Source organism: Bradyrhizobium sp. HKCCYLRH3073, from assembly GCF_051167995.1.
Taxonomy (GTDB): domain Bacteria; phylum Pseudomonadota; class Alphaproteobacteria; order Rhizobiales; family Xanthobacteraceae; genus Bradyrhizobium.
In genome coordinates this window covers 269641-295120 of the sequence record NZ_JBNPUD010000007.1, presented here as the reverse complement: position 1 = coordinate 295120, position 25480 = coordinate 269641, and the positions used below count along the sequence as shown (strand labels likewise).

Below are 25480 nucleotides of genomic sequence, written 5' to 3'. Positions count from 1 at the left end.
TTAACTTGTCGGCTCTACTTTGCGCCCATCATGCCCGAGTCTTCGGAATGGGTTCAAGCAAGTGGAAACCATCTCGGGGAAAGATGGAATCCCACCTTAACGGGTTTGAACGAATCTGGGGCTAGTTTGAATTAGATGAGTAGCGGTGGACAGTCGTCCGCCAGAGGACATGCCGGTGTCAGTGATTCGGAGGGGCGGATGGGCAAGACCGTCCTGATCGTGGAAGACAATGAGCTCAACATGAAGCTCTTCCGCGATCTGTTGGAAGCCCACGGGTACCAGACCTCCGGTACGTCCAGCGGCGTGGAGGCGCTCGACATCGTGCGCCGGACCCGCCCCGATCTGATCCTGATGGACATCCAGCTGCCGCAGGTCTCGGGCCTGGAAGTGACGAAATGGATCAAGGACGATCCGGATTTGCGTGCCATCCCGGTGGTGGCAGTGACGGCCTTTGCGATGAAGGGCGACGAGGAGCGCATCCGCGAGGGTGGCTGCGAAGCCTATCTTTCCAAGCCGATCTCGGTCGGAAAATTCATTGAAACGGTACGCCGCTTTATCGGCTAAGGAGTTTCTGCAGTGTCCGCGCGTATCCTCGTCGTCGACGACGTCCCGGCCAACGTCAAGCTGTTGGAGGCGCGGCTGTCGGCCGAATATTTCGACGTGCTGACCGCCGCGAACGGCGCCGAGGCTCTGCAGATCTGCCAGCGCGCCGAATGCGACATCATCCTGCTCGACGTCATGATGCCGGACATGGACGGCTTCGAGGTCTGCCGCAGGCTGAAGTCGAATCCGGCCACGCATTTCATTCCGGTCGTCATGGTGACGGCGCTCGACAGCCCGTCCGACCGCGTGCGCGGCCTGGAGGCCGGTGCCGACGACTTCCTCACCAAGCCCGTCTCCGACGTCGTGCTGATCGCGCGCGTACGCTCGCTGACGCGGCTGAAGATGATGACCGACGAGCTGCGCATGCGCGCGCTGACCTCGCTCGAGATCGGCGTGCAGGCGCCCGAGCGCAACGCGGTCGCCGACGCCGGCAAGGGCGGGCGGGTGCTGCTGGTCGACGACCGGCCGTCGTCCTACGAGCGGCTCGGGCCGATGCTGGCGACCGAGCATTCCATCGACGTCGAGACCAATCCCGCCGAGGCCGTGTTCAACGCCGCCGAAGGCAATTACGACCTCGTCATCGTCTCGCTCGACCTCAACGATTTCGACGGCCTGCGGCTGTGCAGCCAGTTGCGCTCGCTGGAACGCACGCGCCACGTGCCGATCCTGGCGATTGCCGATGCGGAAAACAATTCGCGGCTGCTGCGCGGGCTGGAGATCGGCGTCAACGACTATCTGCTGCGCCCTGTCGACAAGAACGAGCTGCTGGCGCGCGCCCGCACCCAGATCCGCAAGCGCCGCTACACCGACCATCTGCGCGACAACGTCCAGAACTCGATCGAGATGGCGATCACCGACGCGCTGACGGGCCTTCACAACCGCCGCTACATGGAGACGCATCTTTCGACCTTGGCCGACCAGGCCGCGAGCCGCGGCAAGCCGCTGGCGCTGATGATGCTCGACATCGACTACTTCAAGTCGATCAACGACAATTACGGCCATGATGCCGGCGACGACGTGCTGCGCGAGTTCGCGATGCGGGTGCGCAAGTCGATCCGCGGCATCGATCTCGCCTGCCGCTATGGCGGCGAGGAGTTCGTGATCGTGATGCCCGAGACCGACCTCCACGTCGCCGGCATGGTCGCCGAGCGGCTGCGGCGCTCGGTCGCCAACGAGCCGTTCGCGGTTCACAAGGGTGAGAAGCGCATCGAGGTCACGGTCTCGATCGGGCTGTCGACCCTGGAGCAGAAGGGCGAGCCGATCGCCGACGTCATGAAGCGCGCCGACAATGCGCTGTACCGGGCCAAGAACGAGGGTCGCAACCGCGCGGTGGCGATCGCCCCGGTCCATCAGCCGACCTTCCTGCCGCAGGCCGCCGGCCGCGGCCGCTAGAGGGGCAGGGGGGCTGCGCTCTCTTCGTTCTCGGCTGAAGTTGCCGCGCATCTGTCCAACGCCCTCCATCTGCCATCGAGCGATTCCGGGCCTCGTGCTTCGAGACGCGCCGCAAGCGGCGCTCCTCAGCATGAGGGTTGAGAGCTTCGCCAAGATCTCTCCAACATCCCTCCGAGACCACGCCAAAACCACGAACCTCGTCCTGAGGGCACGCCGCAGGCGTGCGTCTCGAAGGACGGCCGCGGGGCTGATGCATCCTCGCGAGGAAGACGTGCTCCATCGCGTAGGGCTGCGTTCACGTGTGCTTTCCGTTCAGACATGACCAATCGTCCTCGCCGCGCATCCGCGCCCGAGCTCTGCCATTCAAAACCCTCTTCGAGAACAGAGGGCGCAGGGAAGGCCGGGTGCTGGTCGCACCCATGGTCCGCGTGCAGAAAGAAAGCACGCGGCAGAACCACAGGTACGAGCCGGACATCCGGCCCTCCCTGCGCGATGGCTTTACGGCTTACTCCGTGCTCTTGTGTGTTCGAAACCTGCCAGAATGTGCGAACGGGCGGTTCTGACCAACCGCCCGTCGCTGGATCTGAGCCCGATCGTGCTCAAAGGCCCTAGAGCCTGTCGGGGAGCGTGGGACAGGTCCGGTGTCTTCCTTCAACCCGAACAGTTGCACGGGCTTCGAGCCCGCACCTTGCAAGGAAGGGAGCTGGATGATGGCACAGAATGATCTCGTTGTCGCGGGTGTCGATGTCGCCAAGGATAAGGTCGATGCTTGTACCCGAGCGCCCGGGTCCAAGCAGATGTTTGAAAGGACGAAGGAAGGCCAGCGCGACTTCGTGGCGTGGCTGCGCCGGCACGGCGTCACCAAGGTCGTGATGGAGGCCAGCGGCGGCTACGAGCGGGAGTGGGCCAAACTGGTGCGAGCCGCCAAGATCGACGTTCGTATCGTCGATCCAAAGCGGGTGCGGAGCTTCGCTCAATCGGCCGGGCGCCTGGCCAAGAACGACAGTATCGATGCGGACACGATCGCCTGGTTCGCCGAGACCTTCAACGAAGCTGCGGTGCAAGCCTACGATGCCGCCCGAGAGAAGCTTCAGCAGATGGTCAATGTGCGCCAAGCGACGAAAGATATGCTGGTCAGACTGAAGAACCAGGGCGAGCATAAATTGCCTGTAGAAGTACAGCGTCTGCATACGCGCATCGCCAAGGCGATCAGCGCCGAGCTGGCCGAGCTCGAGGCAGAGATCTCCGCCCTGATCGAAAGCACGCCGCATTTTGCGGAGCTCGCCGAGATCATCGAAAGCGTTCCGGGCATCGGCCGCACGACGTGTGCTACGCTGATAGCAACCATGCCGGAGCTCGGCCAGACCAGCGACAAAGCCGTCGCGGCGCTGCTGGGTGTTGCGCCGTACGATGATGACAGTGGCCGGCGTCGCGGGGATCGGCACGTCAAGGGCGGACGCCGCAGAACTCGCAACACATTCTACATGGCCTGCGTGGGCGCCGCGACGCGGTGCAATCCAGTCCTGAAGGCCTTCTACGAGCGCCTGCTCGCCCAAGGTAAGTTGAAGAAGGTCGCGCTGACCGCCTGCATGCGCAAGCTGATCTGCATTCTCAACGTCATGGTCAAACGCCGCCAAAAGTGGAATCCGGCGCTCCACGTTGTGAACGGGTCGAGCGCCTCATAGCCGCTCGGGCTCCGCCCGAGCGCACGCCAAGCCAACAGACCGGCGAGCGGACGGGGTCAAGGCCGTCAGCCGCCGAAGGCGGTGGCGCGCCTTCGCGCCAGCCTTGAGGCCGGCCGATCACCGGTCTACAAAAAAGACAGTTGCTCCCCGGGGACCGGCGTTCTTGCCCCCGTCGTTAGCGCGCTCGTCGCAGCGCCGACTTGGCCTCAGCGTCGGGAGGCCAAGACCACACGGCTTCACCGTGCGCATCAGGATGTTCGTCCGCGCGGCCAAGCCACGCTGCACCCCGACACGCCCACCGCAACCCACCTCACGCTCGTGACGATCGCGATGCGCCCCTCATGGCGAGGTGGGATGAGCGGTGTGTAGCATGATTTCCGAAAAAAAGAAAGTGGAAATTTGCGATCTGGACGGTCCACGATGGCGATCTCGTTGAGATCGTTTGAGAAGTTCGCTTTCCGGAGCCGTCGGCTCCCCGAATCCACGGACGCCGGACGGAGTTCATTCTTCGCGGATCTCCAGGGCGCGTCCCAGAAGATGACGCCGGGGTTGATCGTGCTACGCACTTCACTGACCTCGTGCTAGCATGCACTTGCAAGAGGATCTGTGATCTTCAGGGGAAACCAATGAAGCCGCTGCGTATTGGTGCTCTGACGGGCGGACTGATGGTGTGCGGACTCCTGCTTCTCTACGCGTTCGGCGTGGAGGCCAATGCCCCGGTGATGGCAGTCCTGGCAGGTGTTGCCGCATGGTTGGCTGGCTTCATCGAGGATCGTTTCATTGCCACTCGGCCGGTGCCGTAGGGCTGATCGGCGCGGCGTGATCCGCTGGAACGCCTGCGAGGCGATATTCGGGCCAGTAGGAACAGCATTACGATGCTTGACCATATCTCTCAGGCAATCAGCAAAACACATGTCCTCGCAGTTTTGCTCGATGATGAGCAGCGGCGTGCGATGGCCCTGCTGCTACGCGATCGTCTAGGTGTAATTTCTCTCGAGCACGCGCCCTGGGACAATTCCGAGGCGCCCCGGGGCCTGCACAGGACCGACGGATGGCAATTGATCCCGACCTATGTCGGCAGGCGCGAATGCGTGATGATTGTTGCGGGGGCGAGCGCGTGTTGGACATTCCGTAACGGAGCGGATCTGCTCCGTGTCCTTGAGGAGTGCCCGCCAATGGAATTTTACGTCTCCGACAAAGACGCCAGTTACCTCCTCTGCTGTAATCACCACGACTTCGTTATCGGTTGGGGCGATGCCGCAGGATGGGTTGCAAGCGGATGCCCGAACGTCGGCTGGGCCAATAGACTGCATAGGGCGGATTAGCGCAGCGCAATCCGCCGCTTGTCCGCCCAACGACACGCCGTAGACTCATCAGTTCGAAGTACTCGCGTCAGAGATGCGCGATGGTGCGAAACATCTCTTGATTTTGTCAGATATCGGTGGTATCCGGCTCCCATGAGCACATCGATCCGCATCGTCAACTTCAGCCACATGACCCGCTTCGGCCGGGCCGTGGAAGGAGTCGCGCGCTAGGAGTTTGACGACGCGATGTTCTCACCAGGCCCCGCCGGCATCGGACGGGGCCTTTTGTTTGGCCACGCTCCCTGCCGGCACAACAGCAGGAGCGCAGGATGCCACCCCACCAGACCAATTCGATCATCGACGCCGGGCACGTGTCAGGGCTCAACGTCGATCTCTCGATCGCCTCAGTCAAAGACGCGATCAGCAGCGTGCAGCCATCGACGCAGTCCATGACCTCCATCGCAGCCTTGCGAGACGTGTTGTCGGAAAAGGACGCGGCCGGTCCGCCGGTCAGGCCGACCTGGCTGATCATCCGCCTGATCGGCCGATGCTGGCGTGCCATTCAAGCATGGCAATGCCGCGAGCGCGTGCGGGCAATCCTCTACGAGCTGAGCGAACGCGAGCTCACCGATATCGGCATCACGCGCGCCGAGATCGAGCACATCGCCGCGCTGCAGACGCTCGACAGGTTGAGGGATGATCCATATCCGGGCGGCGTCTCGCGTCGGGGAATGTAGTCGATCGCGGGCGTGGCGACCGCGGCGACAGTCGACCAAGAGCACAAGATGATCGCCGCGACGTCATTGCGAGCGTCAGCGAAGCAATCCAGGGTCCCGCACACGACTCTGGATTGCTTCGCTGCGCTCGCAATGACGGCGGTGAGATCGCGCTTCTCTCCGGACACCATTCTGCCGGAAACGTCGTGCGCGCGGAGTTTGGCAGAACACAAGCCTCGCATAGGTGCTCATCTGCGAGCGCAGGAACTACATGCCTTGATCCGGCGCAATCTCCATGGTACATGCAGATCATGATCAACGTCGTGCGCAACTCCAACCGCAAACATACGACCCGCCGCAGTCGGGCCGTGGGAGGAGTCGTGCGCTAGGTTTTCGACGACACGATCATTCCACCAGGCCCCGCCGGCATCGGACGGGGCCTTTTGTTTGGCCACGCTCCCTGCCGGCACCACGCAGCAGGAGCATCCGATGCCACCCCAGAGCCACCTCACTGCCGAGATCGCGCGCAATGCCGCCACGCGCGATCGTCCTCTCACATTGCTGAAGAACGCGGCGCACCAGGTGCCAGCCGCGCCGCGTCCAGACGCATCCGTCACGGTGCTGCGCGACGCATTGTCGGAAAAGAATGCGGCGGGGCCGCCAGGCCTCACGGCTCCGGGACTGTTCGGCCTGTTCGCAGGCTATTGGCTGGCGTTCCAGGAGAGCCGCCGGCGCCGGATGATGAGACTGCATCTGCGGGACCTGAGCGAGGCGCAACTGGTGGATATTGGCCTGACGCAAGGCGATCTCGACCATATCGCGGCTCACCGCGCGCTCGATCGCCTCAGGCACGACATGGCAAATGTCATGATGTCCCGCGGCGTGATGTAGCTGCGGACCGGCCAGCGCGAACGGATCTCTCGGCAGGGCGGATCAGCGTGTGATCTGCCCTGGCGATGCCGTGCGCGCGTTCTGTTGCAATGACGGAGGATGGTGCGCGTGGGCGGCTGGCGATGCTCACGCTCGGCCGCCTTTCGCGCTATCATCGTCGGCGACGTTGATGGGATGGAACGACGAATGACACGACACATCGGCATCGTCGGCTGCTCCGCCGAGGGCGCGGCGCTCTGCTATCGCACGATCTGCAAGGAGGGTGCCGACCTGCTGGGGCCGCATGCCCATCCCGAGGTGTCGATGCACACGCCGTCGCTCGCCGACTACGTGGCCTGCCTCGATCGCGGCGATCTCGATGGCGTCGCCGAGCTGATGCTGACCTCGGCGCGCAAGCTCGCTGCGGCTGGCGCGGATTTCCTGATCTGTCCCGACAACACCATCCACCAGGCGTTGCCGCTCGTGCTGCCACGCTCACCGTTGCCGTGGCTGCACATCGCCGACGAGGTTGCCAAGCAGGCGGTCAGGAGAGGCTACAGGCGTATCGGCATCACCGGCACGACATGGCTCGTCGACAGCAATGTCTATCCGGACAGCCTGATGGCACACGGATTGGCGTTCGCGCGTCCAGAGGAGGCCGATCGCGTCGAGGCCAACCGCATCATCATGGATGAGCTCGTCTACGGGCGGTTCGAGCCGCCCTCCGTCGCGACCTTTCAGAAGATCATCGCGCGGCTGAAAGGTGATGGCTGCGACGCCGTCGCACTCGGCTGCACCGAGATTCCGCTGATCATCGACGATGCCAACTCGCCTCTGCCGACGTTGGATTCGACGCGTCTGCTCGCGCGTGCTGCGCTGGCGCGGGCGATGTCCGGCTCCGGCTGAGAATTGCGGCAAGGCGCTGATCGTTCACAGCGGGATGTGCAGGCCGCATTGGCTGCGACGCTCGCCATCCGGTCTTCGGACGCACAGTTCCGTCGGAACCCCCTTGGGCGGGAAACGTTTGTTTCAGCCCAAGCAGGAGCGCCCAATGAAGAAGCTGATGTTTGCGGTTGCCGTGTCGCTGTCCGTTCTGCCGTCATTCGCCATGGCCCAGGGCCACATGGGGACGCCGCAGGAGCAGAAGGCGTGCGCGCCGGATGCCAAGCGCTTCTGTCGCAGTCAGCTCGGCGATGACTTCGCAGTCCAGAACTGTCTGACGCAGAACCGGACCAAGCTGAGCAAGCGCTGCTCGGCGGTGTTCCAGAGCCACGGGATGTAGCACGCCCGGTGCGTCGGCCCGGTTCAGTGCAACGTCGTCCGCCGTTCCTGCGACGCGGAGGAATGGCGGGTGATGCTCACGCTGACGCGCCCGGCGCGCCGGCTGAACCGGGCTACGCCGCGCGCACCTTGCGCAGGAATGTCTCCAGCTCGTCCTTGAGGTGATCACTCTCGCGCGACAGCGAATGCGCCGACGCCAGCACCTGCGATGACGCGGCGCCGGTGGCGCTGGCGCCCTTGCTGACGTCGCCAATGTTGCCGACGACGCGCGCAGTGCCGCCGGCGACCTCCTGCACGTTGCGCGAGATCTGCCCCGTCGCGGCGCCTTGCTGCTCGACGGCGGCCGCGATGCCGGCCGCGATCTCCGAGATCTGCTGGATGGTGCCGCCGATCTGCTTGATCGAGGCGACCGAGGACTGCGTCGCGCTCTGGATGCCTTCGATCTGCTGGCCGATCTCCTCGGTGGCTTTCGCGGTCTGCGACGCCAGCGCCTTGACCTCGGAGGCGACCACCGCGAAGCCGCGGCCGGCGTCGCCGGCGCGCGCCGCCTCGATGGTGGCGTTCAGCGCCAGCAGGTTGGTCTGGGCGGCGATCGAGGTGATCAGCTTGAGCACGTCGCCGATGCGCTCGGCGGTGCGCGACAGCTCGCTGATGCCGACATCGGTCTGCTCGATCTGGCGAACGGCCTCCTTGGCGATGGTGGTCGATTCCCTGACCTGCCGCCCGATCTCATGCACCGAGGAGGTCATCTCCTCGGCGGCCGAGGCGACCGACTGCACGTTGGTCGAGACCTGGCCCGAGGCCGAGGCCGCGCTGGCCGACAAATGCTGGGTCTGCTCGGCGGTCTTGGTCAGCGTGTTGGCCGAGACCTCGAGCGTGCGCGCGTCGGCATGGACCTTGTTGATGATCTGGCCGACGGTGGATTCGAACTCGTCGGCCATGCGCTGCATGGCGGCGTGCTGCTCGGTCTTGGCCGCATCGAGATAGACCGAGATGGCGAGATCCATGTCGATCATCGCCGCCTTGGTGATCGCAGCCTGCAGCGCGGCCTTCTTCTCGCGCGCCGCCTTGCCGCCGAACCAGCCGTCCGCGATCTCCGTCTCGATCGCCTTCTGCAGCCCGGTCACGATCAGCGAATAGCCGGCGATGTACCAGCGCGGCTCCAGCCCCATCCGGTTGTGGGCCTCGCCGATCCGGGTCACCGATTTCACATAGGCATCGTCGAACTTCGCGGTCGCCAGCGACATCCAGTGATCGTGCTGGGCCTGCTTGGCGTGCCGCATCGTGGCCGGGCTGGAGAACATCTTGGCGAGATGCGGGACCTTGCCGACATGGGCATAGAACTGGTCCAGCAGGCCGGGCAGCACCTTGCCGATCAGCGGCCGCAGCTCCCGCAGCGCCTCCCGGGTCGCATGGTCGATGCCGATGAAATCGAGCCGGGATTGCAAAGTCTGAAGATCGGTCATCGCTGGTCTGCCGGTAAGATAAGGAGGGAGACGCTACTGAGGGTGCGCCGCTACCCCAAATCGCACGGGTTTGGTTGATGGCTCCTTAAGTCGGGAACCGGATTCAGCCGCGGCCCATGGACCGATCAGATGGGAGATGGCCCGTGCCGCAGGAGTGGAGGCATCGGCCCAATAAAAAACGGGGCCGAAACGGCCCCGTTGAAGTCGCAGCAGACCGCGATCTTACTTGATCTTGGCTTCGCGGAATTCGACGTGCTTGCGCGCGACCGGGTCGTACTTCTTCTTGACCATCTTGTCGGTCATGGTGCGCGAGTTCTTCTTGGCGACGTAATAGAAGCCGGTGTCGGCCGACGACACGAGCTTGACCTTGATGGTGACCGCCTTGGCCATGTCTTGAACCTCTGGAATCGGGGATAGGGTGGGCACCGGCCAAAGAGGGGGCGCCGTTGGCCGGCAACCTACCCAGCCAGCCCCCAAAGTCAAGGTTTGAGGGCCAGATTCTGGGGTGCCTAGGCTGGGAAGAAGCGGTTTTTCGGCCGGGGCAGGCCGAGATTCTCCCGCAAGGTCGGCCCCTCATACTCCGTCCGGAAGATCCCGCGGCGCTGCAGCTCGGGAATCACCTTGTCGACGAAATCGTCGAGCCCTGCCGGCAGGAATGGGAACATGATGTTGAAGCCGTCCGACCCACGGCTTTCCAGCCACTCCTGCATCTGGTCGGCGATCGTCGCAGGCGTGCCGACGAAGGACAGACCGCCGTAGCCGCCGACCCGCTGCGCCAGTTGCCGCACCGTGAGCTTGTCGCGCGCGGCGACATCGACTAGGCGCTGGCGGCCGCTCTTGGAGGCGTTGGTCTCGGGAATCGGCGGCAGCGGGCCATCGGGATCGAAGCCGGAGGCGTCGGTGCCGAGGATGACCGAGAGCGAGGCGATGGCGCTGTCGTCATGCACCTTGCTGTCGAGCAAAGCGCGCTTCTCCTTGGCCTCGTCGACGCTGTCGCCGACCACGACGAAGGCACCGGGCAGGATCTTCAGATGCTCCGGATCGCGGCCGACCTTTTCCATGCGGCCCTTGATGTCGGCATAGAGTGTCTTTCCATCCGCGAGGCTACCGCCGCCGGTGAACACGGCCTCGGCCGTCTCTGCCGCGAGCTGCTTGCCGTCCTCCGAGGCGCCGGCCTGTACGATCACCGGCCAGCCCTGCACCGGGCGGGCGATGTTGAGCGGTCCGCGGACTTTCAGATATTTGCCCTTGTGATCGAGCACATGCATCTTCGCAGGGTCGAAGAACAGCCCGCTCTCGACATCGCGCACGAAGGCATCGTCGGCGAAGGAATCCCACAGGCCGGTGACGACGTCGTAGAACTCGCGGGCGCGCTTGTAGCGCTCGGCGTGCTCCATGTGATCGTCGAGGCCGAAATTCAGCGCGGCATCCGGGTTCGATGTGGTGACGATATTCCAGCCGGCGCGCCCGCCGGAAATGTGGTCGAGCGAAGCAAAGCGGCGGGCGACGTGATAGGGCTCGTCGAAGGTGGTCGATCCCGTCGCGATCAGGCCGATGTTCTCGGTGACCGCCGATAGCGCCGACAACAGGGTGAACGGCTCGAACGACGTCACGGTGTGGCTGCGCTTCAGCGCGTTGATCGGCATGTTCAGCACGGCGAGATGATCGGCCATGAAGAAGGCATCGAACTTGCCGGCCTCGAGCTTGCGGATCAGTTGCTTGAGATGCGCGAAGTTGAAATTCGCGTCCGGCCAGGCGCCGGGATAGCGCCACGCGCCGGTGTGGATGGAGACCGGGCGCATGAAGGCGCCGAGCTTGAGTTGACGAGGGGCCATGTGGGGGCGTCCGGGATGATTGCTCTCGTCAGCAGATAGGAACTCGGCTGATGCGTGTCAGCCACCCGCCGCAGAACACGATTTCGTTTTTGGTGGCGGAGGTAGCACACTCATTCCGGCGTGGGCCACGCAGCCGACACAAACAATGATGCCTTTCGCCGGGACAACACCTCCCGTGTGGCTGGACCGCCCAACTCGTGGCGAGCGTAGCGCAGCCTGTCGCGGCCGGACCCGCTACTGCCCCTGCGCCCGCGCGTCGAACGCCGAGAGCACCGCGAGCGTCATCGCGGTGACGCCGGTCACGATCGTCGGCTTGGGCACCGGGGCGAATTGCGGCGAATGGTTCGGCGGCAGCGGCGGCCCGCTGCCGTTGCGCGCGGCGGCGACGCGCTCGGGCTCATAGACGCCGATGCCGAAGAACATCGAGGGCACGCCGGCCGATACGAACTCGGAATAGTCCTCGCTGGTCGTGGTCGGCGGGACCAGCATCAGCTTGTCGCCGAAGGCGGCGCGCAGCACCTTCTCGCCGGTCGCGACGACGCCCGGATCATTCATGACGGCCTTCGCGCCCTCGCTAATCTCGATCTGCGGCGGCGGCGCATCGGCCATGGCGGCCACGGCCTTCGCGGTGCGCTCGATGCCCGCCACGAGCTTGGCGCGCACCTCAGGCTTGAAGCTTCTGATCGTGCCGACCACCAGCGCGTTGTCAGGAACGATGTTGCCGGCGGTGCCGCCATGGATCGCGCCGATGCTGACGATGCCGAACTCGGTCGGATCCTTCTCGCGGCTGATCACGCTCTGCACGTCGACGACGAAGCGGGCGGCCATCATCACAGGATCGATCGTCTGGTGCGGAGCCGCGCCGTGACCACCCCGGCCGTGGAAACGAACGAACAGTCCATCCACGCTGGAGGAGCCGATTCCCGTGCGATAGGTAAGTGAGCCATAAGCGAAGCCGCCGTCGTGCAGGGCGAAGCCGACATCGGGCTTTGGAAAGCGCGTGAACAGGCCGTCGGCCAGCATCGCTCTTGCGCCCGCGACCTCTTCCTCGGCCGGCTGGGCGATGAACATCAAGGTGCCTTTCCACTTGTCCTTCATGCCGACGAGCGTCTTGGCCGTCCCGACCCAGCTCGCCATGTGCACGTCGTGGCCGCAACTATGCGCGACGAAGGTCTCGTGTCCGTTCCAATTGGCCTTGTCGCGGCTGGCGTAGGGCAGGCCGGTTTTTTCTTCCATTGGCAGCGCGTCGAGCTCGGTGCGCACCATGATGGTCGGGCCGTCACCATTGCTGTACAGCGCGACCAGGCCGGTCTTGCCGACCTTCTCGGTCACGTCGAAGCCGAGCGCGCGCATCTGCTCCGCGAGCTTTGCCGCGGTCTTCACCTCCTGGAAGGCGAGCTCGGGATGCGCGTGCAGATCCTTGTAGAGCACATCGAGCGCGGGATAGTCGCGCTCGAGCGATGCGGCGATGGTGCTTTTCAGCGCTGAGACGTCGAGCTCCGCATGCGCCGGCGTCGCGGCGAGGGCGATCAGCACGGCGGAGGCGAGCAGAAGGCTGCGAGACTGCGTCATGGATTGGCTCTCCGATGAACGCAATCAGTCTAGTCCCGTTCAGCTCAACCGCCCAGCACGTCCTTCTGCATCTTGCCGCCATAGAAATGGAAGAAAGGCACGTCAGCGTCGTGGCGCAGCGGCCCGGTGGCGAGGCGGCGGTCGAGCTCGTGGAGCACGTTCTTGGTCATCGGATGCAGATCGGCGAGCGGTCTGGAGCCAAGCTCGACCCAGACCAGCTCGACCAGCTCGGCATCGGCATGGATCACGCCCTCGACACGGTGGGTGATGGCGGAGGCATCGGCGGTGAAGAAGCGGGTGTCGAAGCGCTTGATGCGGCCGGGCGGGGTGATGGCGCGGGCGATCAGGAACAGCCCCGACGGGTCGGGCAGCAGGCCGGCGTCGGCGAATGGCGCCCATGGCCCGTTTAGTTTCGGCGCGGGGCCGCCGACCTTGCGTCCGAGACAGAGACCGGTTTCCTCACAGGCCTCGCGGATCGCGGCGACGGCGAGCGACTTCGCGCGCGAGGCCGTCGTCTGCGGCTTGCCCTTGAACAGATTGGCTTCGAGCTCCGCCGGCATCGGCGCTGCCACGGGAATGCGATGATCGGTCTTGTCGACGCGGCCGCCGGGGAAGACGAACTTGCCCGGCATGAACACGACCTTGTCGTGGCGCTTGCCGACCAGCACCTTCGGCACCGCGCCGCTGCGGTCGACCAGGATCAGCGTCGCAGCATCGCGTGGCTTGGTGTAGGGATGATGGTCCGCTTCCTTCTCGGCGGGCTTGCCCTTCGGCGCGCTGGTCGCCTGTGCCGTATCGCTCATGTCCTCCCCGCTTTTTCTTCTTTGTTAATCGTTTGGTCGCTCACACCGGTGGAATGCCTTCCACGGGATTGTCGTCGAAGCCGTGCATGCGGAATGCCCATTGCAGCCCGACGACGGCGCCCTTGACCGGCTGAATCAAGGCGAGCGAGGCGACCAAGGTCACCGGCAGATAGATCGCGAGCTGCAGCGCCACCGGCGGCGCGTAGTTGGTCTCGATCGAGAGCACCAGCGGCACGATGATGTGGCCGACGATGACGATCACGAGATAGGCGGGAAGATCGTCGGCGCGATGCCCGGAGAAATCCTGGCCGCAGCGGTCGCAGTTGTCCGCGACCTTCAGGAAGGCGCGGAACAGCTTGCCCTCGCCGCAGCGCGGGCAGCGGCCGCGCAGGCCGCGCTTCATCGCGGTCCAGACGTCGCGCTTCTCGACGGCGCCGGCGTCACGCGTCCAGGTCTGCGGGGGCAATGTGCGGGGCGTTGAGGTCATGGCGTCCACGATCTGCCTTTCTTCGATGTGCCGGGCTTGCGTTTTGCCCCTGCCGCTGGGCTTTTCTTGCGGCTTTTTTCTTTGTGCTTCGGCCGAGCCTCGGATTTGGCCCGCTTGGTCGCCTTGGCGTTCTTCCCGACGTTATTCTTTCGCCGGGGTCCTGCGCCGCGCGGATGCCGCGACACCAGCACATCCGCCTGGGTCAGCAGCTCGAAGCGCAGCGCACCGGCCACCGGCTGAGCTTCTACCAGACGCACGTCGACGACGTCACCCAGCCGGTGCATGGCACCGCTGCGCTGGCCGATCAGCGCGTGGCGCGTCTCGTCATAGTCGAAATATTCCGTGCCGAGGGTGCGGATCGGAACCAGGCCGTCGGCGCCGGTATCATCGAGCTTGACGAACAGGCCGGCGCGGGTGACGCCGGAAATGCGGCCCTGGAAGGTGGCGCCGACGCGGTCCGCCAAATGATGCGCGATCAGGCGGTCGGCGGTCTCGCGCTCGGCCTTCATCGCGCGCCGCTCGGTCACCGAGATCTGCGCCGCGACCTCGGCGAGGTGATCCGGCGTCTCGCTGTCGGGCAGGGCGCCGTCGCCGAGGCCCAGCGCGCGCAGCAGGCCGCGGTGCACGACGAGGTCGGCGTAGCGGCGGATCGGCGAGGTGAAATGCGCGTAGCGGCGCAGGTTCAGGCCGAAATGCCCGTAATTGTCGGTCGAATATTCCGCCTGCGCCTGCGAGCGCAGCACGACCTCATTGACGAGATGCTCGTAGTCCTGGCCGGCGACCAGGGTCAGCACGCGGTTGAACAGCGACGGCCGGAGCGCGCCTGATTTGGCGAAGGGCACGTCGAGCGTCTTCAGGAACTCCTGCAGCGCATGGATCTTCTCGACCGTCGGCTCATCATGCACGCGGTAGATCAAAGGCAGCGCCTTCTTCTCCAAAAGCTCCGCCGCGGCGACGTTGGCCGAGATCATGAACTCCTCGATCAGCTTGTGAGCATCGAGGCGCTCCGGCACGACGACGCGGTCGACGGTGCCGTCGGTCTTCAGCAGGATCTTGCGCTCGGGAATGTCGAGGTCAAGCGGATCGCGCGCGTCGCGGCCGCGCTTGGCGACCTCATAGGCCGCGTAGAGCGGCTTGAGGATCGGCTCGAGCAGGGGGCTGGTGACGTCGTCGGGCTTGCCGTCGATGGCGGCCTGCGCCTGCGCGTAGGACAGTTTGGCGGCCGAGCGCATCAGCACGCGATGAAACGAGTGCGAGCGCTTGCGGCCGTCCGCGCCTAACACCATGCGCACCGCGAGCGCGCCGCGCGCCTCGCCCGGCACCAGCGAGCACAGATTGTTGGAGATGCGCTCGGGCAGCATCGGCACGACGCGGTCGGGGAAATACACCGAGTTGCCGCGGATCAGCGCGTCGCGGTCGAGCGCCGAGCCCGGCCGCACGTAGTAGGCGACGTCGGCAATCGCGACATGGAGAATGAAGCCGCCGGCATTGTTCGGATCGGGATCCGGCTCGGCATGAACGGCGTCGTCGTGATCCTTGGCATCGGGCGGATCGATCGTGACCAGCGGCAGCTCGCGCCAGTCCTCACGCCCCTTCAAGCTCGCGGGCTGCGCGGCTTCGGCCTCTGCCACGGCCGCCGCGGAGAAATCCATCGGGATCTCGTGGGCGTGGATCGCGATCAGGCTGATCGCCTTCTCGGTTGCGACCGAGCCGTAGCGCTCCTTCACCCGGCCCGAGGGCAGGCCGTAGCCGCGGCCGCGCAGCAGGTCGACGCTGATGAGATCGCCGTCCTTGGCGTCCTTGGTGTCGGCAGGGGCGATGGAGAGCTCGCGTCCCGCCTGCTTCTTGTCGACCGGAATCAGGCGGCCGCCGCCGCCGGGATTGCTGCGGAAGATGCCGAGCACGCGCGGCCGCGCCTGATCGAGCACCTTGAGGACGCGGCCGCGATAGGACACGCCCGCCTCATCCTGGATCGGCTCGACGCGGAGCAGCGCGCGGTCACCGACGCCGGCCGCCGAGCCGGGCCCGGCATGGCGCGGGGTGTGGATGCGGATGCGCGGCGGCTCGGATTGCTCGGCCTCGTCCCACTCGGCGGGCTTGGCGATCAGCTCGCCGTCGCTGTCGCGCCCGGTGATGTCGACAACCAGCGTGGCCGGCAAGGTGGCGGTCTCGACGACGGTCTTGCGGCCGCTCTTCTTCACGGTGCCGTCGGCGACGAGCTCGCGTAGCAACTGCTTGAGGGCCGCGCGATCAGCGTTCTTCAGGCCGAACTCGCGGGCGATATCCTTGGTGCCAACCTTGCCCGGATTGGCGCGGATGTAGGCGACGATGGCCTCCCGCGGAGGGAAGCCGATGTCGCGCTTCTTGCTCATTTTCTCATCCGCGGGCCTTGCCAGCGCTCTTCTTGGGCGTCGCCTTGGTCGCGGGCTTCGCCGAGGTCTTGGCGGCCTTGGCGACCGGCGCACGCGCCTTGCTGGTGGAGTCTGATTTCGGTTTGGCGGCCGCCTTCTTCGCCACGGCCTTCTTCGCCGGCTTCGGCGTGTCGTCGTCGCCGCCGGTCTTCGGCTTGGCCTTGCTGGCCGCCGCTTTGCTGGCAGACTTGGCCGGCTTCGCCGCCTTGCCCTTGGCCTTCGCCTTGCCGCCACCCTTGGCGGCGCGCTCGTCGAGCAGCGCGATCGCCTCGGCCAGGGTGATCGTGTCCTTCTCCTTGTCGCCGGGAATGGTGGCGTTGACGCCGCCGGCGGTGACATAGGCGCCGTAGCGGCCGGCCTTGACGGCGACGGCGCCGAGCGAGGGATGCTCGCCGAGCGCCTTGCCGGGATCGGCGCCGAAGCGCTTGCTCGGTCCCTTGGCGATCTTCTCCGCAATCAACGTGACCGCGCGGTTGAGGCCGATGTCGAACACCTCGTCGCCGGCCTCCAGGCTCGCATAGGTCTTGTCGTGCTTCACGAACGGCCCGAAGCGGCCGAGATTGGCGATGATCGGCAGACCCGTCTCCGGATGGATGCCGATCTCACGCGGCAGCGATAGCAGCCTCAGCGCGTGGTCGAGCTCGAGACTCGCAGGCGAGGTCCCCTTCGGGATGCCGGCGCGCTTCGGCTTCTCGCCCTCGGCGTAATCCTTCTGCTCGCCGAGCTGGATGTAGGGGCCGAAGCGGCCGGCCTTGACGACGACGTCGAGCCCGGTGTCCGGATCCTGGCCGAGCACGCGATCGGCGGTCGCCTCGCTGTCGGCGGCGAGCGGGCGGGTGTAGCGGCATTCCGGATAGTTCGAGCAGCCCACGAAGGCGCCGAACTTGCCGGCCTTGAGGTTGAGCCGTCCCGTGCCGCAGGTCGGGCACTGCCGGACATCGCCGCCATCGTCGCGCGGCGGATAGATGTGCGGCCCCAGCATTTCGTCGAGCGCGTCGAGCACCTGCGCGACGCGCAGGTCCTTGATGTCGTCGACGGCGCCGATGAAGCCGGTCCAGAAATCCTTCAGCACCTGCTGCCAGGCGATCTCGTTGTTGGAGATGCGGTCGAGCTGCTCCTCGAGATCCGCCGTGAAATCGTACTCGACGTAGCGGCGGAAGAAGTTCTCCAGGAACGCGATGACGACGCGGCCCTTGTCTTCGCCGTGCAGCCGCTTCTTCTCGAGCTTCACGTAGCCGCGGTCCTTCAGCACCTGCAGGATCGAGGCATAGGTCGAGGGACGGCCGATGCCGAGCTCCTCCATGCGCTTGACCAGCGAGGCCTCGGAGAAGCGCGGCGGCGGCTCGGTGAAATGCTGGGTGACCGCGAGATTCTGCCGCTTGAGCTGTTCGTTCGGGCTCATCTGCGGCAGGCGGCGGCTGTCCTCGTCCTCCTCGTCGTCGCGGCCCTCCTGATAGAGCGCGAGGAAGCCGTCGAACTTGATGACCTGGCCGGTGGCGCGCAGCTCCAGGGTGCGCGCGCCCGCCTTGGCGATGATGTCGACGGTGGTGCGCTCAAGCTCGGCCGATTCCATCTGGCTCGCGATGGTGCGGGTCCAGATCAGCTCATAGAGCTTGGCCTGATCGTCATCGAGCCGCTTGCGCAGCTCGGCCGGCTTGCGCGACAGGTCGGTCGGACGGATCGCTTCGTGCGCTTCCTGGGCGTTCTTGGCCTTGGCCTGGTACTGGCGCGGGCTATCCGGGACGTATTTGTTGCCGTAGATCTCGCCGATCACCTTGCGCACCTGGGTGATCGCCTCCGGCGCGATCTGCACGCCGTCGGTTCGCATATAGGTAATGAGGCCGGTGGTCTCGCCGCCGATGTCGATGCCTTCGTAAAGACGCTGCGCGATGCGCATCGTGTGCGCCGGCGCGAAGCCGAGCTTGCGGCTCGCCTCCTGCTGCAGCGTCGAGGTGGTGAAGGGCGCCTGCGGATTGCGCCGCGCCGGTTTGGCATCGACGGTCGCGACCGTGTAGCTCGCCGCGTTGAGCGCGTTCTTGAAATCCTCGGCCTCCGCGCCGGTGCCGATGTCGAGCCGCTGGATCTTCTTGCCGTCGGCGCCGACGAGGCGCGCCTCGAAGATGTCGCCGCGCGGCGTCGCCAAGGTTGCGATCAGCGACCAATATTCACGCGGGACGAACTTCTCGATCTCCAGCTCGCGATCGCAGACGAGACGCAGCGCGACCGACTGCACGCGTCCGGCCGAGCGGGCGCCCGGCAGCTTGCGCCACAGCACGGGAGAGAGAGTGAAGCCCACGAGGTAATCGAGTGCGCGGCGCGCCATGTAGGCGTCGACAAGCGCGCCGTCGATCTCGCGCGGATGCTTCATCGCCTCCGAGACGGCCTGCTTGGTGATGGCGTTGAAGACGACGCGTTCGATCTTCTGATCCTTGAGCGCCCGCTTCTCCTTCAACACCTCCAGCACATGCCAGGAAATCGCTTCGCCCTCGCGATCAGGGTCGGTGGCGAGAATCAGTCGGTCGGCACCCTTCAGCGATTTGGCGATGTCGTTGAGTCGGCCGGCCGCCTTGGGGTCGACCTCCCAGATCATGCGGAAATTCTCGTCCGGATCGACGGAGCCGTTCTTGGCCGGAAGGTCGCGGACATGACCGAAAGAGGCCAGAACCTCGTAGGAGGAGCCCAGATACTTATTGATCGTCTTGGCCTTGGCAGGCGACTCCACGATGACGATATTCATGTATTTCCAATGGCTTAGTGGAAGGATTGAAGCTGGCTTCGCGGGATTCGCGCCGGCTGCGTTGACCCGAACATGGGTGGTGAGGGGGTTCCTGTCAAATCGAGGGATGTTGAAAGGCGATTGCGTTGGGTCGGCGAAGTACCTATCAGGTTGTACGGAGCACGATGAGATCCGCGCTCTTTTGAGGTTGTTTTTCGTCAAATTCCTTATGCTGGGTGACAGTTGTTGGCCAAGGCAGCGGACAAAAGCGACCCGGACGTCGAGGCGATGGTGGAGGATCCCGACGCCGCGGCGGCGCTGATCGCCGAGGTGACGGCCAGCCTGTCGCATCTGGCGCAGCGCCATCGCCTCGACATGCTCGACTACCTCCTGCGCATGGCGAACCTGGAGGCCGAGGAGCATCTCAGGCTGCGCAGCCGCCGCAGGCTGTGCTGACGGCCAGTCGTGCTCACCGCGGGGCGAGAGCGGTTTCCTCCGGCGCCAGCGTCCGTCCGTCATCCGCAGTGAGCAGCAGCTTGCGAACCGGCCTGCGGTTCACCCGGTCGACGAGCGCGGTGGCGATCTGGTCGGGGTGCTCGTCGAATTCCTCGCTCCACTGCCGCAGTGCGACCAGGATCGGAAACAGGCCGCGGCCCTTCGGCGTCAGCACGTAGTCGCGATAGGAGCTGCCGTCCGAGGCCGGCTCGGTGGTCAGGATGCCGCGATCAACCAACGCCCGCAGTCGCGCCGCAAGGATGTTCTTGGCCATGCCGAGGCTGCGTTGAAACGCGCTGAAGCGGCGCACGCCGAGAAAGGCATCGCGGATGATCAGCAGCGACCACCAGTCGCCGATCGCATCCAGCGACCGTGCGATCGGGCAGGCGTCGCCTTCCAGGCTGGTGCGCTTGACCATCAAATCATCCTTGTCCTGTCACCCCGCGGGGGGCTGATCCCGGGGGCGCTCGCGTCCGCTCACGCACTTGCGTGGTTGCATTATAAAACCAGGCCGCCTATGTCGTCCATCGGTTTAATAATGCAACCAAATGGAGACGGACGTGAGGCTTGCGAACAAGACGGCATTGATTACCGGCGGCAGTAGCGGCATCGGGCTTGCGACCGCCCGTCGTTTCGTCGCCGAAGGCGCCAGGATCGCGATCACCGGACGCGACGCCGGGCGGCTGGAGGCTGCGGCGCGCGAGCTCGGGCCGAACGCGCTGGCGCTGGTGGCCGATGCCACGGACATCGCCGCGACCGAGGCCGCGGCTGCCCGCGCCGCAGAACGCTTCGGCAAGCTCGACATCCTGTTCGCCAATGCCGGCATCCCCGGCGCCACCCCTGCCGGGGCAACCAAGCTCGAGGTGTTCGAGCAGGTGATCCGCACCAATCTGACGGGCGTGTTCTTCACGGTGCAGGCGGCGCTGCCTCATCTCAAGGACGGCGCCTCGGTCATCCTCAATGGTTCGGTGATCTCCGTGCTCGGCAATCCCGGCTATTCGGCCTACGCCGCGAGCAAGGCCGGGGTGCGCGCGATGGCGCGGGTGCTGGCGTCGGAGCTGTCGCCGCGCGGCATCCGCGTCAACGTGGTCGCGCCGGGCGCGATCCGGACGCCGATCTGGGGCGCCGCGGTCGCGACGCCGGACGCCGAAAAGATGTTCGAGGCAAGGATCGCGGCGACCACCCCGCTCGGTCATATCGGCGAGCCTGACCATATCGCCGGCACCGTGCTGTTCCTGGCCTCGGACGACGCCGCGCATGTCCAAGGCCAGGAGCTGTTCGTCGATGGCGGCGCCACGAGCTCGCCGGCCGGTGCGCCGATCTATCGGGGTTGACCGGCCGGGTCGGTGGGCGGTTTGAGACCTGCCCCGGAGTTGAAAGCGGTGGCTGCCGGCGGCAGCCACCGAGGGACTCAAGCGGCGAGACCGCCGGCCGTTTGAATCGCCTTGGCCAGGGCTTGCTCGCGATGCTCCGGGCCGATCTGGACACCGTCGGCCGCAACGAATTCGAGATACGTGACGCCGATGAAGCTGAAGACACTGCGCAAATAGGTCTCCAGGTGTTCGAATGCCGCCATCGGCGTGTCCGCGCCGTAATGGCCGCCGCGCGAGAGCGCCACGATAATGCGCTTGCCACCGGCCAGACCCTGCGGGCCGTTTGGGCCATAGCTGAAGGTCTTACCCTTGACGGCGATGCGGTCGATCCAGGCCTTAAGCTGGCTCGGGATAGAGAAGTTGTACATCGGAGCGCCGATCACGACGATATCGGCAGCCAGGAACTCTTCTAGAACCGCCTGTCCGGCAGCGATATCAGCTTCCACCGCGGGATCCTCGACGGGCGCTCCGTAAGCGACGGCGACATGCGTTCCTGACAGATGCGACAGCGGCTCGGCTGCGACATCTCGGTAAATCACCTCCAGCCCCGGCATGATCTGGCGAAAACGGCCGACGATCGCGGCGGATACCTGACGGCTGACGGAGTTCGCGCCGAGCACGCTGGAGTCGATGTGGAGGAGTTGGGTCATAGGTCAGTCACCTCAGTATTGGTTTGTAACTGGCGCACTATGAGTGACTGTGCTGTAACCTCACAAGAACGCACATTCTTGAAACCCGAGCACAGCCGTGACACTTGCGAACAGCGATGATCCCGATCTCCCGACGCAGCCAAGTCATGATGATTGCCGGGGCGCGGCCTCGATCCTGGCGCGTGTCGGCGACAAATGGAGCGTGTTCGTCATCATGATGCTTCAGGACGGCCCGAAGCGCTTCAACGAGCTGAAGCGGCTCGTTGGCGGGATTTCCCAGCGGATGCTGACCTTGACCCTGCGCGGCCTCGAGCGCGACGGGCTGGTGACGCGGACGGTGTTTCCGACCATCCCGCCGCGGGTGGATTATGAGCTGACCGATCTCGGCCGCGGCCTGTCGCAGCCGGTGCAGGCGCTTGGGCAGTGGGCCATCCGGCACCAGGAGCAGATCGAGCAGGCGCGCACGCGGTTCGACGCGCGCAGGGATGCGGACTGAGAGTCAGATCAGCGACACCATCCCGCCGCCGTGGCGCTCCAGGCGGCCCGCCAGCTCGAGCTCAAGCAGCACCATGCGCAGCACGGCGGGTGACAGGCCGCTGATCCGGATCAGGTCGTCGATCGACACCGGGGTCGGGCCGAGCAGGGCTGTGATCTGCGCGCGATCGTGGCTCTCGGGATCGGGCGCGAACAACTCCTCGTCCGGCTCGCACAGCGACAAGGGCAGCGGCCGCTCCATGATCGGGCCGACGGCCTGGATGATGTCGGCGGCTTCGGTGACCAGCGTGGCGCCCTGCTTGATGAGATCGTTGGTGCCCGCGCAGCGCGGATCGAGTGGCGAGCCCGGGACGGCGAAGACCTCGCGGCCCTGTTCGCCGGCCATGCGCGCCGTGATCAGCGAGCCCGAGCGATGCGCGGCCTCGACGACGACGACGCCGAGCGAGGCACCTGAGATCAGCCGGTTGCGGCGGGGAAAGTCGCGGGCGCGCGGCTCGTGTCCGAGCGGCATCTCGGAGATCGCGGCGCCGCTGCCACTGATGATGGCGCCGAGCAGATCGACATGCTCCGGCGGATAGATCCGGTCGTGGCCGCCGGCGAGCACTGCGACCGTGCCGCTGCCGAGGCTCGCGCGATGGGCGGCCTGATCGATGCCGCGGGCGAGGCCCGAGATGATGACGAAGCCGGCCCGGCCGAGCTCATGGGCGATCTGGCCGGCGAATTTGAGCCCGGCGGCGGAGGCGTTGCGCGAGCCGACGATGGCGATCATCGGGCGCATCAGCGTCTCGCGGGCGCCGCGCACCGCGAGCAGCGGAGGCGCATCCTCGCAGGTGGCGAGGCGGGGCGGATAGCCGTCCTCGGCCGGTGCCCGCAGGTCGACGCCCTGCCGCTTGCAGGCATCGAGTTCGGCCTCGGCTTCGCCGACCGTACAGATCCGGGATGCTCCGGCCGCGCCGCCGCGGCGTGCCAGGTCGGGCAGCCGGTCGAGCGCGGCGCGCGCGGTGCCGAAATGGTCGAGCAATGAGCGGAAGGTGCGCGGGCCGACATTGTCGGAACGGATCAGCCGCAGCCGGTCGCGCCGCTCGGTGTCGCTCAGCTCGATCGTCGTGTTGATGGCGTCCACGCAAAGCCCCCCCAAACCCGGAGGCTAGAATGGAGCAACCCGAAGACGCAGGGAAGAGGGCGCGCTACGCCGGCGCGACGTCGCGCACATTCTCGGACGCGGACACCGGCGACGCCAGCGCGGGCTGCTCGTCGGGGATGGCCGGCGTGGTGCCGGCCGGGGCTTCGCGCAGCCAGCGTTCCGCGGCGTCGCGTCCGCGCTGGTAGAGCAGCTCGATGAAGCCGCTGCCGAGGTCGGTCGCATCGCGCTGAGCCAGGGCCTCGATCTCGTCCTCGGCGGCAAGCCGATGAACGCGCGGCGGATGCAGGCCGTCGCTGCGCGCCCATTCGAGTGCCGCGAGCTCGGCGTTCAGGACCGCATTGCCGGCGATCTGGTCGAGGCGGCGATCGATCGCGGCCGAGGTCATCGGCACATAGGCGTCGCGCGCGGGCGTGACCTGAACGACCAGCAGGTCGGCGGCGCTCGACTCATGCGCGATCTGGATCAGCGGCGGATTGGTGACGTAGCCGCCGTCCCAATACGCCTCGCCCTCGATGTCGACTGCGGCGTGTAGTTGCGCGGGACAGGTGGAGGCGAGCAGAGCATCCGGCGTGACGCCGGCATTGCGGAAGATCTGCGGCAGGCCGTCACGGGCCCGGGTCGCCGCAACCAGCAGGCGGGGCGCGGCCGGGCCCTGCACGGCGTCGAAATCGATCGTCTCGCGGAGGAGGTCGCGGAGCGGATCGAGATCGAGCGGGTCGGCGCGTCCGCCCCGCAGCCCCGCACCGAACGACACCGAGCTGCTCGCCGGCGAGTACGCGCCGATCATCAGCAGCGATCGGAACGACGCCTCCTCCATCAGCCGGGTCCAGAACAAAGCGAGCCGGTTGCGCGCTTCATCACGGCCGCCCTTGGCGAGCCCGCTCGCGAGTAGCGCGGCGTTGACCGCGCCGGCGCTGGCGCCGCTGATGGTGTCGAAATCGCAGCCGGGTTCCTCGAGCAGGCGATCCAGCACGCCCCAGGTGAAGGCCGAGAACGTTCCGCCGCCCTGCAGGGCCAGCGACAGCTTGCGCGGCGGCCACGTCCGGGGCGGTGGCGGCAGCGTGACCGTTGCGATCGTCTCCGCAAGCGTTCGCTCGGGCGTCTCCGCGGCTTTGGTCTCGCTGATTGCGGCCGCGCACGTGGTTGCCATGATCATCTCGGCAGCGGCCGGCGCGACATCGGCTCGTTCCGGCGCACGGCTGGGCTCGGATGTTTCGGCGGGGAGCGCGACATCCGACGTGACCGGAGCGACTGTCTCGGGCGTCTGCGCCGGTTCTGCAGCGGCCGTGATGCCGGTCGACCAGATCTCAGCGGCCGACAGCAGCAGGCTGGCGTTCGATCGGGCCGGGGCCGCCTTCTGCTGCGCCGGAACCTGATCAGTACGGTCATCGTGCGTGGCCGACGAACCGCTGGAATTGGTCTTGCGTAACCACATGCAGGAATCATGACAGGCAATCGTGATTCACGCCAGAGTCCCGCGTTGACTTGTTAGATGATGAATCGCCGGTGTTGCTGCGCAGCCGCTGTGAATACAGGCTAAAACACAGGTTTTCCGTATTTGCTCCGTATTTGCCCGGAGTGACTACTTCTTCGCCCCGATCTTGCTCTCGGTGCCCGACTGCAATCGCTTGATGTTTTCGCGATGCATGTAAATGAGCAACAGTGTGAGAAGGGCGAACAAGGCGGCCAGCGCGCTGTGGCCGAAAGCCCACAACACGATCGGCGTCAGCACGCTGGCGACGAGTGCCGCGAGCGATGAGTAGCGGAGCGCGAACGCGGTGACGAGCCAGACCAGGCAGAAGAAGATCGCGCCCGGCCAGAACAGACCGATCAAAATACCGATGTAAACGGCGACACCTTTGCCGCCGCGGAATTTCAGCCACACCGGGAACAGGTGGCCGAGGAAGGCGCCGAGGCCCGCGATCATCGCGGCATTCGGGCCGCCGAGATAGCCGGAGATGATGACCGCCGCGGTACCCTTCAGCGCGTCGCCGAGCAGGGTTGCTGCCGCGAGCCCCTTGCGTCCGGTGCGCAGCACGTTGGTGGCGCCGATATTGCCGGAGCCGATGCTGCGCAGATCCTGCGTGCCGGCCAGCTTGGTCAGGATCAGGCCGAACGGGATCGACCCCAGGAGATAGCCGATGATCAGAGCAACCGGCAGAAAGGCTTCGGAACCCATCAC

24 protein-coding genes are annotated in these 25480 nt (G+C 65.8%); 11 read left to right on the top strand and 13 right to left on the bottom strand.

Going from position 1 to position 25480, the window contains the following annotated elements; all coding sequences use genetic code 11:
- The first annotated feature begins 198 nt into the window (after positions 1–198).
- The 8 genes from ACQR1X_RS18870 (at position 199) to ACQR1X_RS18835 (ending at position 7852) form a co-directional block, all read left to right on the top strand.
- Entirely contained in the window at positions 199–564 is a 366-nt protein-coding gene (locus ACQR1X_RS18870) for a response regulator (protein WP_008964019.1), read from the top strand.
- Positions 565–576: 12 nt separating this feature from the next.
- Positions 577–1995: a PleD family two-component system response regulator gene (locus tag ACQR1X_RS18865; protein WP_316181848.1), complete on the top strand. Its 1419-nt coding sequence runs from the start codon at positions 577–579 to the stop codon at positions 1993–1995.
- A gap of 710 nt (positions 1996–2705) precedes the next feature.
- The gene (locus tag ACQR1X_RS18860) at positions 2706–3680 is read left to right on the top strand and encodes an IS110 family transposase (RefSeq protein ID WP_316239658.1); all 975 of its coding nucleotides are present in this window, start codon (positions 2706–2708) and stop codon (positions 3678–3680) included.
- A 626-nt stretch (positions 3681–4306) separates the two neighbouring features.
- Positions 4307–4483, top strand: a complete 177-nt coding sequence (locus ACQR1X_RS18855; RefSeq protein WP_434887032.1) for a hypothetical protein — start codon at positions 4307–4309, stop codon at positions 4481–4483.
- An 830-nt stretch (positions 4484–5313) separates the two neighbouring features.
- On the top strand, positions 5314–5721 hold the full coding sequence (locus tag ACQR1X_RS18850) for a DUF1127 domain-containing protein (protein ID WP_434899359.1): 408 nt from the start codon (positions 5314–5316) through the stop codon (positions 5719–5721).
- 468 nt (positions 5722–6189) lie between these two features.
- Positions 6190–6591, top strand: coding sequence for a DUF1127 domain-containing protein (locus ACQR1X_RS18845; protein ID WP_315804109.1), 402 nt, complete (start codon positions 6190–6192; stop codon positions 6589–6591).
- A 186-nt stretch (positions 6592–6777) separates the two neighbouring features.
- Positions 6778–7476, top strand: a complete 699-nt coding sequence (locus tag ACQR1X_RS18840; protein WP_434899358.1) for an aspartate/glutamate racemase family protein — start codon at positions 6778–6780, stop codon at positions 7474–7476.
- Between the two features lie 145 nt (positions 7477–7621).
- Positions 7622–7852 (top strand): hypothetical protein, encoded by a 231-nt coding sequence (locus ACQR1X_RS18835; RefSeq protein WP_315804107.1) that lies wholly within the window; start codon positions 7622–7624, stop codon positions 7850–7852.
- A gap of 112 nt (positions 7853–7964) precedes the next feature.
- On the opposite strand, the gene ACQR1X_RS18830 is transcribed toward ACQR1X_RS18835, so the two are convergent.
- The 8 genes from ACQR1X_RS18830 to topA form a co-directional block, all read right to left on the bottom strand.
- A complete protein-coding gene (locus ACQR1X_RS18830; protein ID WP_434899357.1) occupies positions 7965–9317 on the bottom strand; it encodes a protoglobin domain-containing protein in 1353 nt (450 codons plus the stop codon).
- 222 nt (positions 9318–9539) lie between these two features.
- Positions 9540–9707 (bottom strand): 50S ribosomal protein L33, encoded by a 168-nt coding sequence (gene rpmG, locus ACQR1X_RS18825; protein WP_006611239.1) that lies wholly within the window; start codon positions 9705–9707, stop codon positions 9540–9542.
- 119 nt (positions 9708–9826) lie between these two features.
- The gene (locus tag ACQR1X_RS18820) at positions 9827–11152 is read right to left on the bottom strand and encodes an LLM class flavin-dependent oxidoreductase (RefSeq protein ID WP_316218285.1); all 1326 of its coding nucleotides are present in this window, start codon (positions 11150–11152) and stop codon (positions 9827–9829) included.
- A gap of 234 nt (positions 11153–11386) precedes the next feature.
- Positions 11387–12724, bottom strand: coding sequence for an amidohydrolase (locus ACQR1X_RS18815; protein WP_434899356.1), 1338 nt, complete (start codon positions 12722–12724; stop codon positions 11387–11389).
- A 44-nt stretch (positions 12725–12768) separates the two neighbouring features.
- On the bottom strand, positions 12769–13527 hold the full coding sequence (locus tag ACQR1X_RS18810; protein ID WP_434899355.1) for an NUDIX hydrolase: 759 nt from the start codon (positions 13525–13527) through the stop codon (positions 12769–12771).
- Between the two features lie 40 nt (positions 13528–13567).
- Positions 13568–14014, bottom strand: a complete 447-nt coding sequence (locus ACQR1X_RS18805) for a DUF983 domain-containing protein (RefSeq protein WP_316181857.1) — start codon at positions 14012–14014, stop codon at positions 13568–13570.
- Positions 14011–16386, bottom strand: coding sequence for a ribonuclease R (gene rnr / locus ACQR1X_RS18800; protein ID WP_434899354.1), 2376 nt, complete (start codon positions 16384–16386; stop codon positions 14011–14013). The genes ACQR1X_RS18805 and rnr overlap by 4 nt, the downstream gene beginning before the upstream one ends.
- A gap of 4 nt (positions 16387–16390) precedes the next feature.
- Positions 16391–19162: a type I DNA topoisomerase gene (topA, locus tag ACQR1X_RS18795; RefSeq protein ID WP_434899353.1), complete on the bottom strand. Its 2772-nt coding sequence runs from the start codon at positions 19160–19162 to the stop codon at positions 16391–16393.
- Between the two features lie 225 nt (positions 19163–19387).
- Here topA and ACQR1X_RS18790 point away from each other — a divergent pair, with 225 nt between their 5' ends.
- Entirely contained in the window at positions 19388–19597 is a 210-nt protein-coding gene (locus ACQR1X_RS18790) for a hypothetical protein (RefSeq protein ID WP_315712655.1), read from the top strand.
- A gap of 13 nt (positions 19598–19610) precedes the next feature.
- Here ACQR1X_RS18790 and ACQR1X_RS18785 read toward each other — a convergent pair whose 3' ends face one another.
- Positions 19611–20054, bottom strand: a complete 444-nt coding sequence (locus ACQR1X_RS18785) for a winged helix-turn-helix transcriptional regulator (RefSeq protein WP_434890190.1) — start codon at positions 20052–20054, stop codon at positions 19611–19613.
- A gap of 142 nt (positions 20055–20196) precedes the next feature.
- On the opposite strand from ACQR1X_RS18785, the gene ACQR1X_RS18780 reads away from it, so the two are divergent.
- Positions 20197–20970 carry an SDR family NAD(P)-dependent oxidoreductase gene (locus ACQR1X_RS18780; protein WP_434899352.1) on the top strand — a complete coding sequence of 258 codons (774 nt, stop codon included), beginning with the start codon at positions 20197–20199 and terminating at the stop codon, positions 20968–20970.
- Positions 20971–21047: 77 nt separating this feature from the next.
- On the opposite strand, the gene ACQR1X_RS18775 is transcribed toward ACQR1X_RS18780, so the two are convergent.
- Positions 21048–21659 carry an FMN-dependent NADH-azoreductase gene (locus ACQR1X_RS18775; RefSeq protein WP_315804097.1) on the bottom strand — a complete coding sequence of 204 codons (612 nt, stop codon included), beginning with the start codon at positions 21657–21659 and terminating at the stop codon, positions 21048–21050.
- Between the two features lie 97 nt (positions 21660–21756).
- On the opposite strand from ACQR1X_RS18775, the gene ACQR1X_RS18770 reads away from it, so the two are divergent.
- The gene (locus ACQR1X_RS18770; RefSeq protein ID WP_315804096.1) at positions 21757–22155 is read left to right on the top strand and encodes a winged helix-turn-helix transcriptional regulator; all 399 of its coding nucleotides are present in this window, start codon (positions 21757–21759) and stop codon (positions 22153–22155) included.
- A gap of 3 nt (positions 22156–22158) precedes the next feature.
- Here the strand turns inward: ACQR1X_RS18770 and dprA are convergent, their stop codons facing one another.
- From dprA to plsY, 3 genes are all read right to left on the bottom strand, one after another.
- The gene (gene dprA, locus ACQR1X_RS18765; RefSeq protein ID WP_316181868.1) at positions 22159–23277 is read right to left on the bottom strand and encodes a DNA-processing protein DprA; all 1119 of its coding nucleotides are present in this window, start codon (positions 23275–23277) and stop codon (positions 22159–22161) included.
- A 64-nt stretch (positions 23278–23341) separates the two neighbouring features.
- Complete coding sequence (locus ACQR1X_RS18760) at positions 23342–24733, bottom strand: patatin-like phospholipase family protein (protein ID WP_434899351.1); 1392 nt, start codon at positions 24731–24733, stop codon at positions 23342–23344.
- 147 nt (positions 24734–24880) lie between these two features.
- On the bottom strand, positions 24881–25477 hold the full coding sequence (gene plsY / locus ACQR1X_RS18755; RefSeq protein WP_434899350.1) for a glycerol-3-phosphate 1-O-acyltransferase PlsY: 597 nt from the start codon (positions 25475–25477) through the stop codon (positions 24881–24883).
- Between the last annotated feature and the right edge of the window lie 3 nt (positions 25478–25480).

Excerpts from the sequence above, each read along its gene's own strand:
- ACQR1X_RS18760 (WP_434899351.1), bottom strand. The coding sequence starts at position 24,733 with ATGTGGTTACGCAAGACCAATTCCAGCGGTTCGTCGGCCACGCACGAT.
- ACQR1X_RS18810 (WP_434899355.1), bottom strand. The coding sequence starts at position 13,527 with ATGAGCGATACGGCACAGGCGACCAGCGCGCCGAAGGGCAAGCCCGCC.
- ACQR1X_RS18855 (WP_434887032.1), top strand. The coding sequence starts at position 4,307 with ATGAAGCCGCTGCGTATTGGTGCTCTGACGGGCGGACTGATGGTGTGC.
- rnr (WP_434899354.1), bottom strand. The coding sequence starts at position 16,386 with ATGAGCAAGAAGCGCGACATCGGCTTCCCTCCGCGGGAGGCCATCGTC.
- ACQR1X_RS18820 (WP_316218285.1), bottom strand. The coding sequence starts at position 11,152 with ATGGCCCCTCGTCAACTCAAGCTCGGCGCCTTCATGCGCCCGGTCTCC.
- ACQR1X_RS18860 (WP_316239658.1), top strand. The coding sequence starts at position 2,706 with ATGGCACAGAATGATCTCGTTGTCGCGGGTGTCGATGTCGCCAAGGAT.
- ACQR1X_RS18815 (WP_434899356.1), bottom strand. The coding sequence starts at position 12,724 with ATGACGCAGTCTCGCAGCCTTCTGCTCGCCTCCGCCGTGCTGATCGCC.
- plsY (WP_434899350.1), bottom strand. The coding sequence starts at position 25,477 with ATGGGTTCCGAAGCCTTTCTGCCGGTTGCTCTGATCATCGGCTATCTC.
- ACQR1X_RS18840 (WP_434899358.1), top strand. The coding sequence starts at position 6,778 with ATGACACGACACATCGGCATCGTCGGCTGCTCCGCCGAGGGCGCGGCG.
- ACQR1X_RS18805 (WP_316181857.1), bottom strand. The coding sequence starts at position 14,014 with ATGACCTCAACGCCCCGCACATTGCCCCCGCAGACCTGGACGCGTGAC.
- topA (WP_434899353.1), bottom strand. The coding sequence starts at position 19,162 with ATGAATATCGTCATCGTGGAGTCGCCTGCCAAGGCCAAGACGATCAAT.
- ACQR1X_RS18850 (WP_434899359.1), top strand. The coding sequence starts at position 5,314 with ATGCCACCCCACCAGACCAATTCGATCATCGACGCCGGGCACGTGTCA.
- rpmG (WP_006611239.1), bottom strand. The coding sequence starts at position 9,707 with ATGGCCAAGGCGGTCACCATCAAGGTCAAGCTCGTGTCGTCGGCCGAC.
- ACQR1X_RS18785 (WP_434890190.1), bottom strand. The coding sequence starts at position 20,054 with ATGGTCAAGCGCACCAGCCTGGAAGGCGACGCCTGCCCGATCGCACGG.
- ACQR1X_RS18845 (WP_315804109.1), top strand. The coding sequence starts at position 6,190 with ATGCCACCCCAGAGCCACCTCACTGCCGAGATCGCGCGCAATGCCGCC.
- ACQR1X_RS18830 (WP_434899357.1), bottom strand. The coding sequence starts at position 9,317 with ATGACCGATCTTCAGACTTTGCAATCCCGGCTCGATTTCATCGGCATC.
- ACQR1X_RS18835 (WP_315804107.1), top strand. The coding sequence starts at position 7,622 with ATGAAGAAGCTGATGTTTGCGGTTGCCGTGTCGCTGTCCGTTCTGCCG.
- ACQR1X_RS18775 (WP_315804097.1), bottom strand. The coding sequence starts at position 21,659 with ATGACCCAACTCCTCCACATCGACTCCAGCGTGCTCGGCGCGAACTCC.
- ACQR1X_RS18870 (WP_008964019.1), top strand. The coding sequence starts at position 199 with ATGGGCAAGACCGTCCTGATCGTGGAAGACAATGAGCTCAACATGAAG.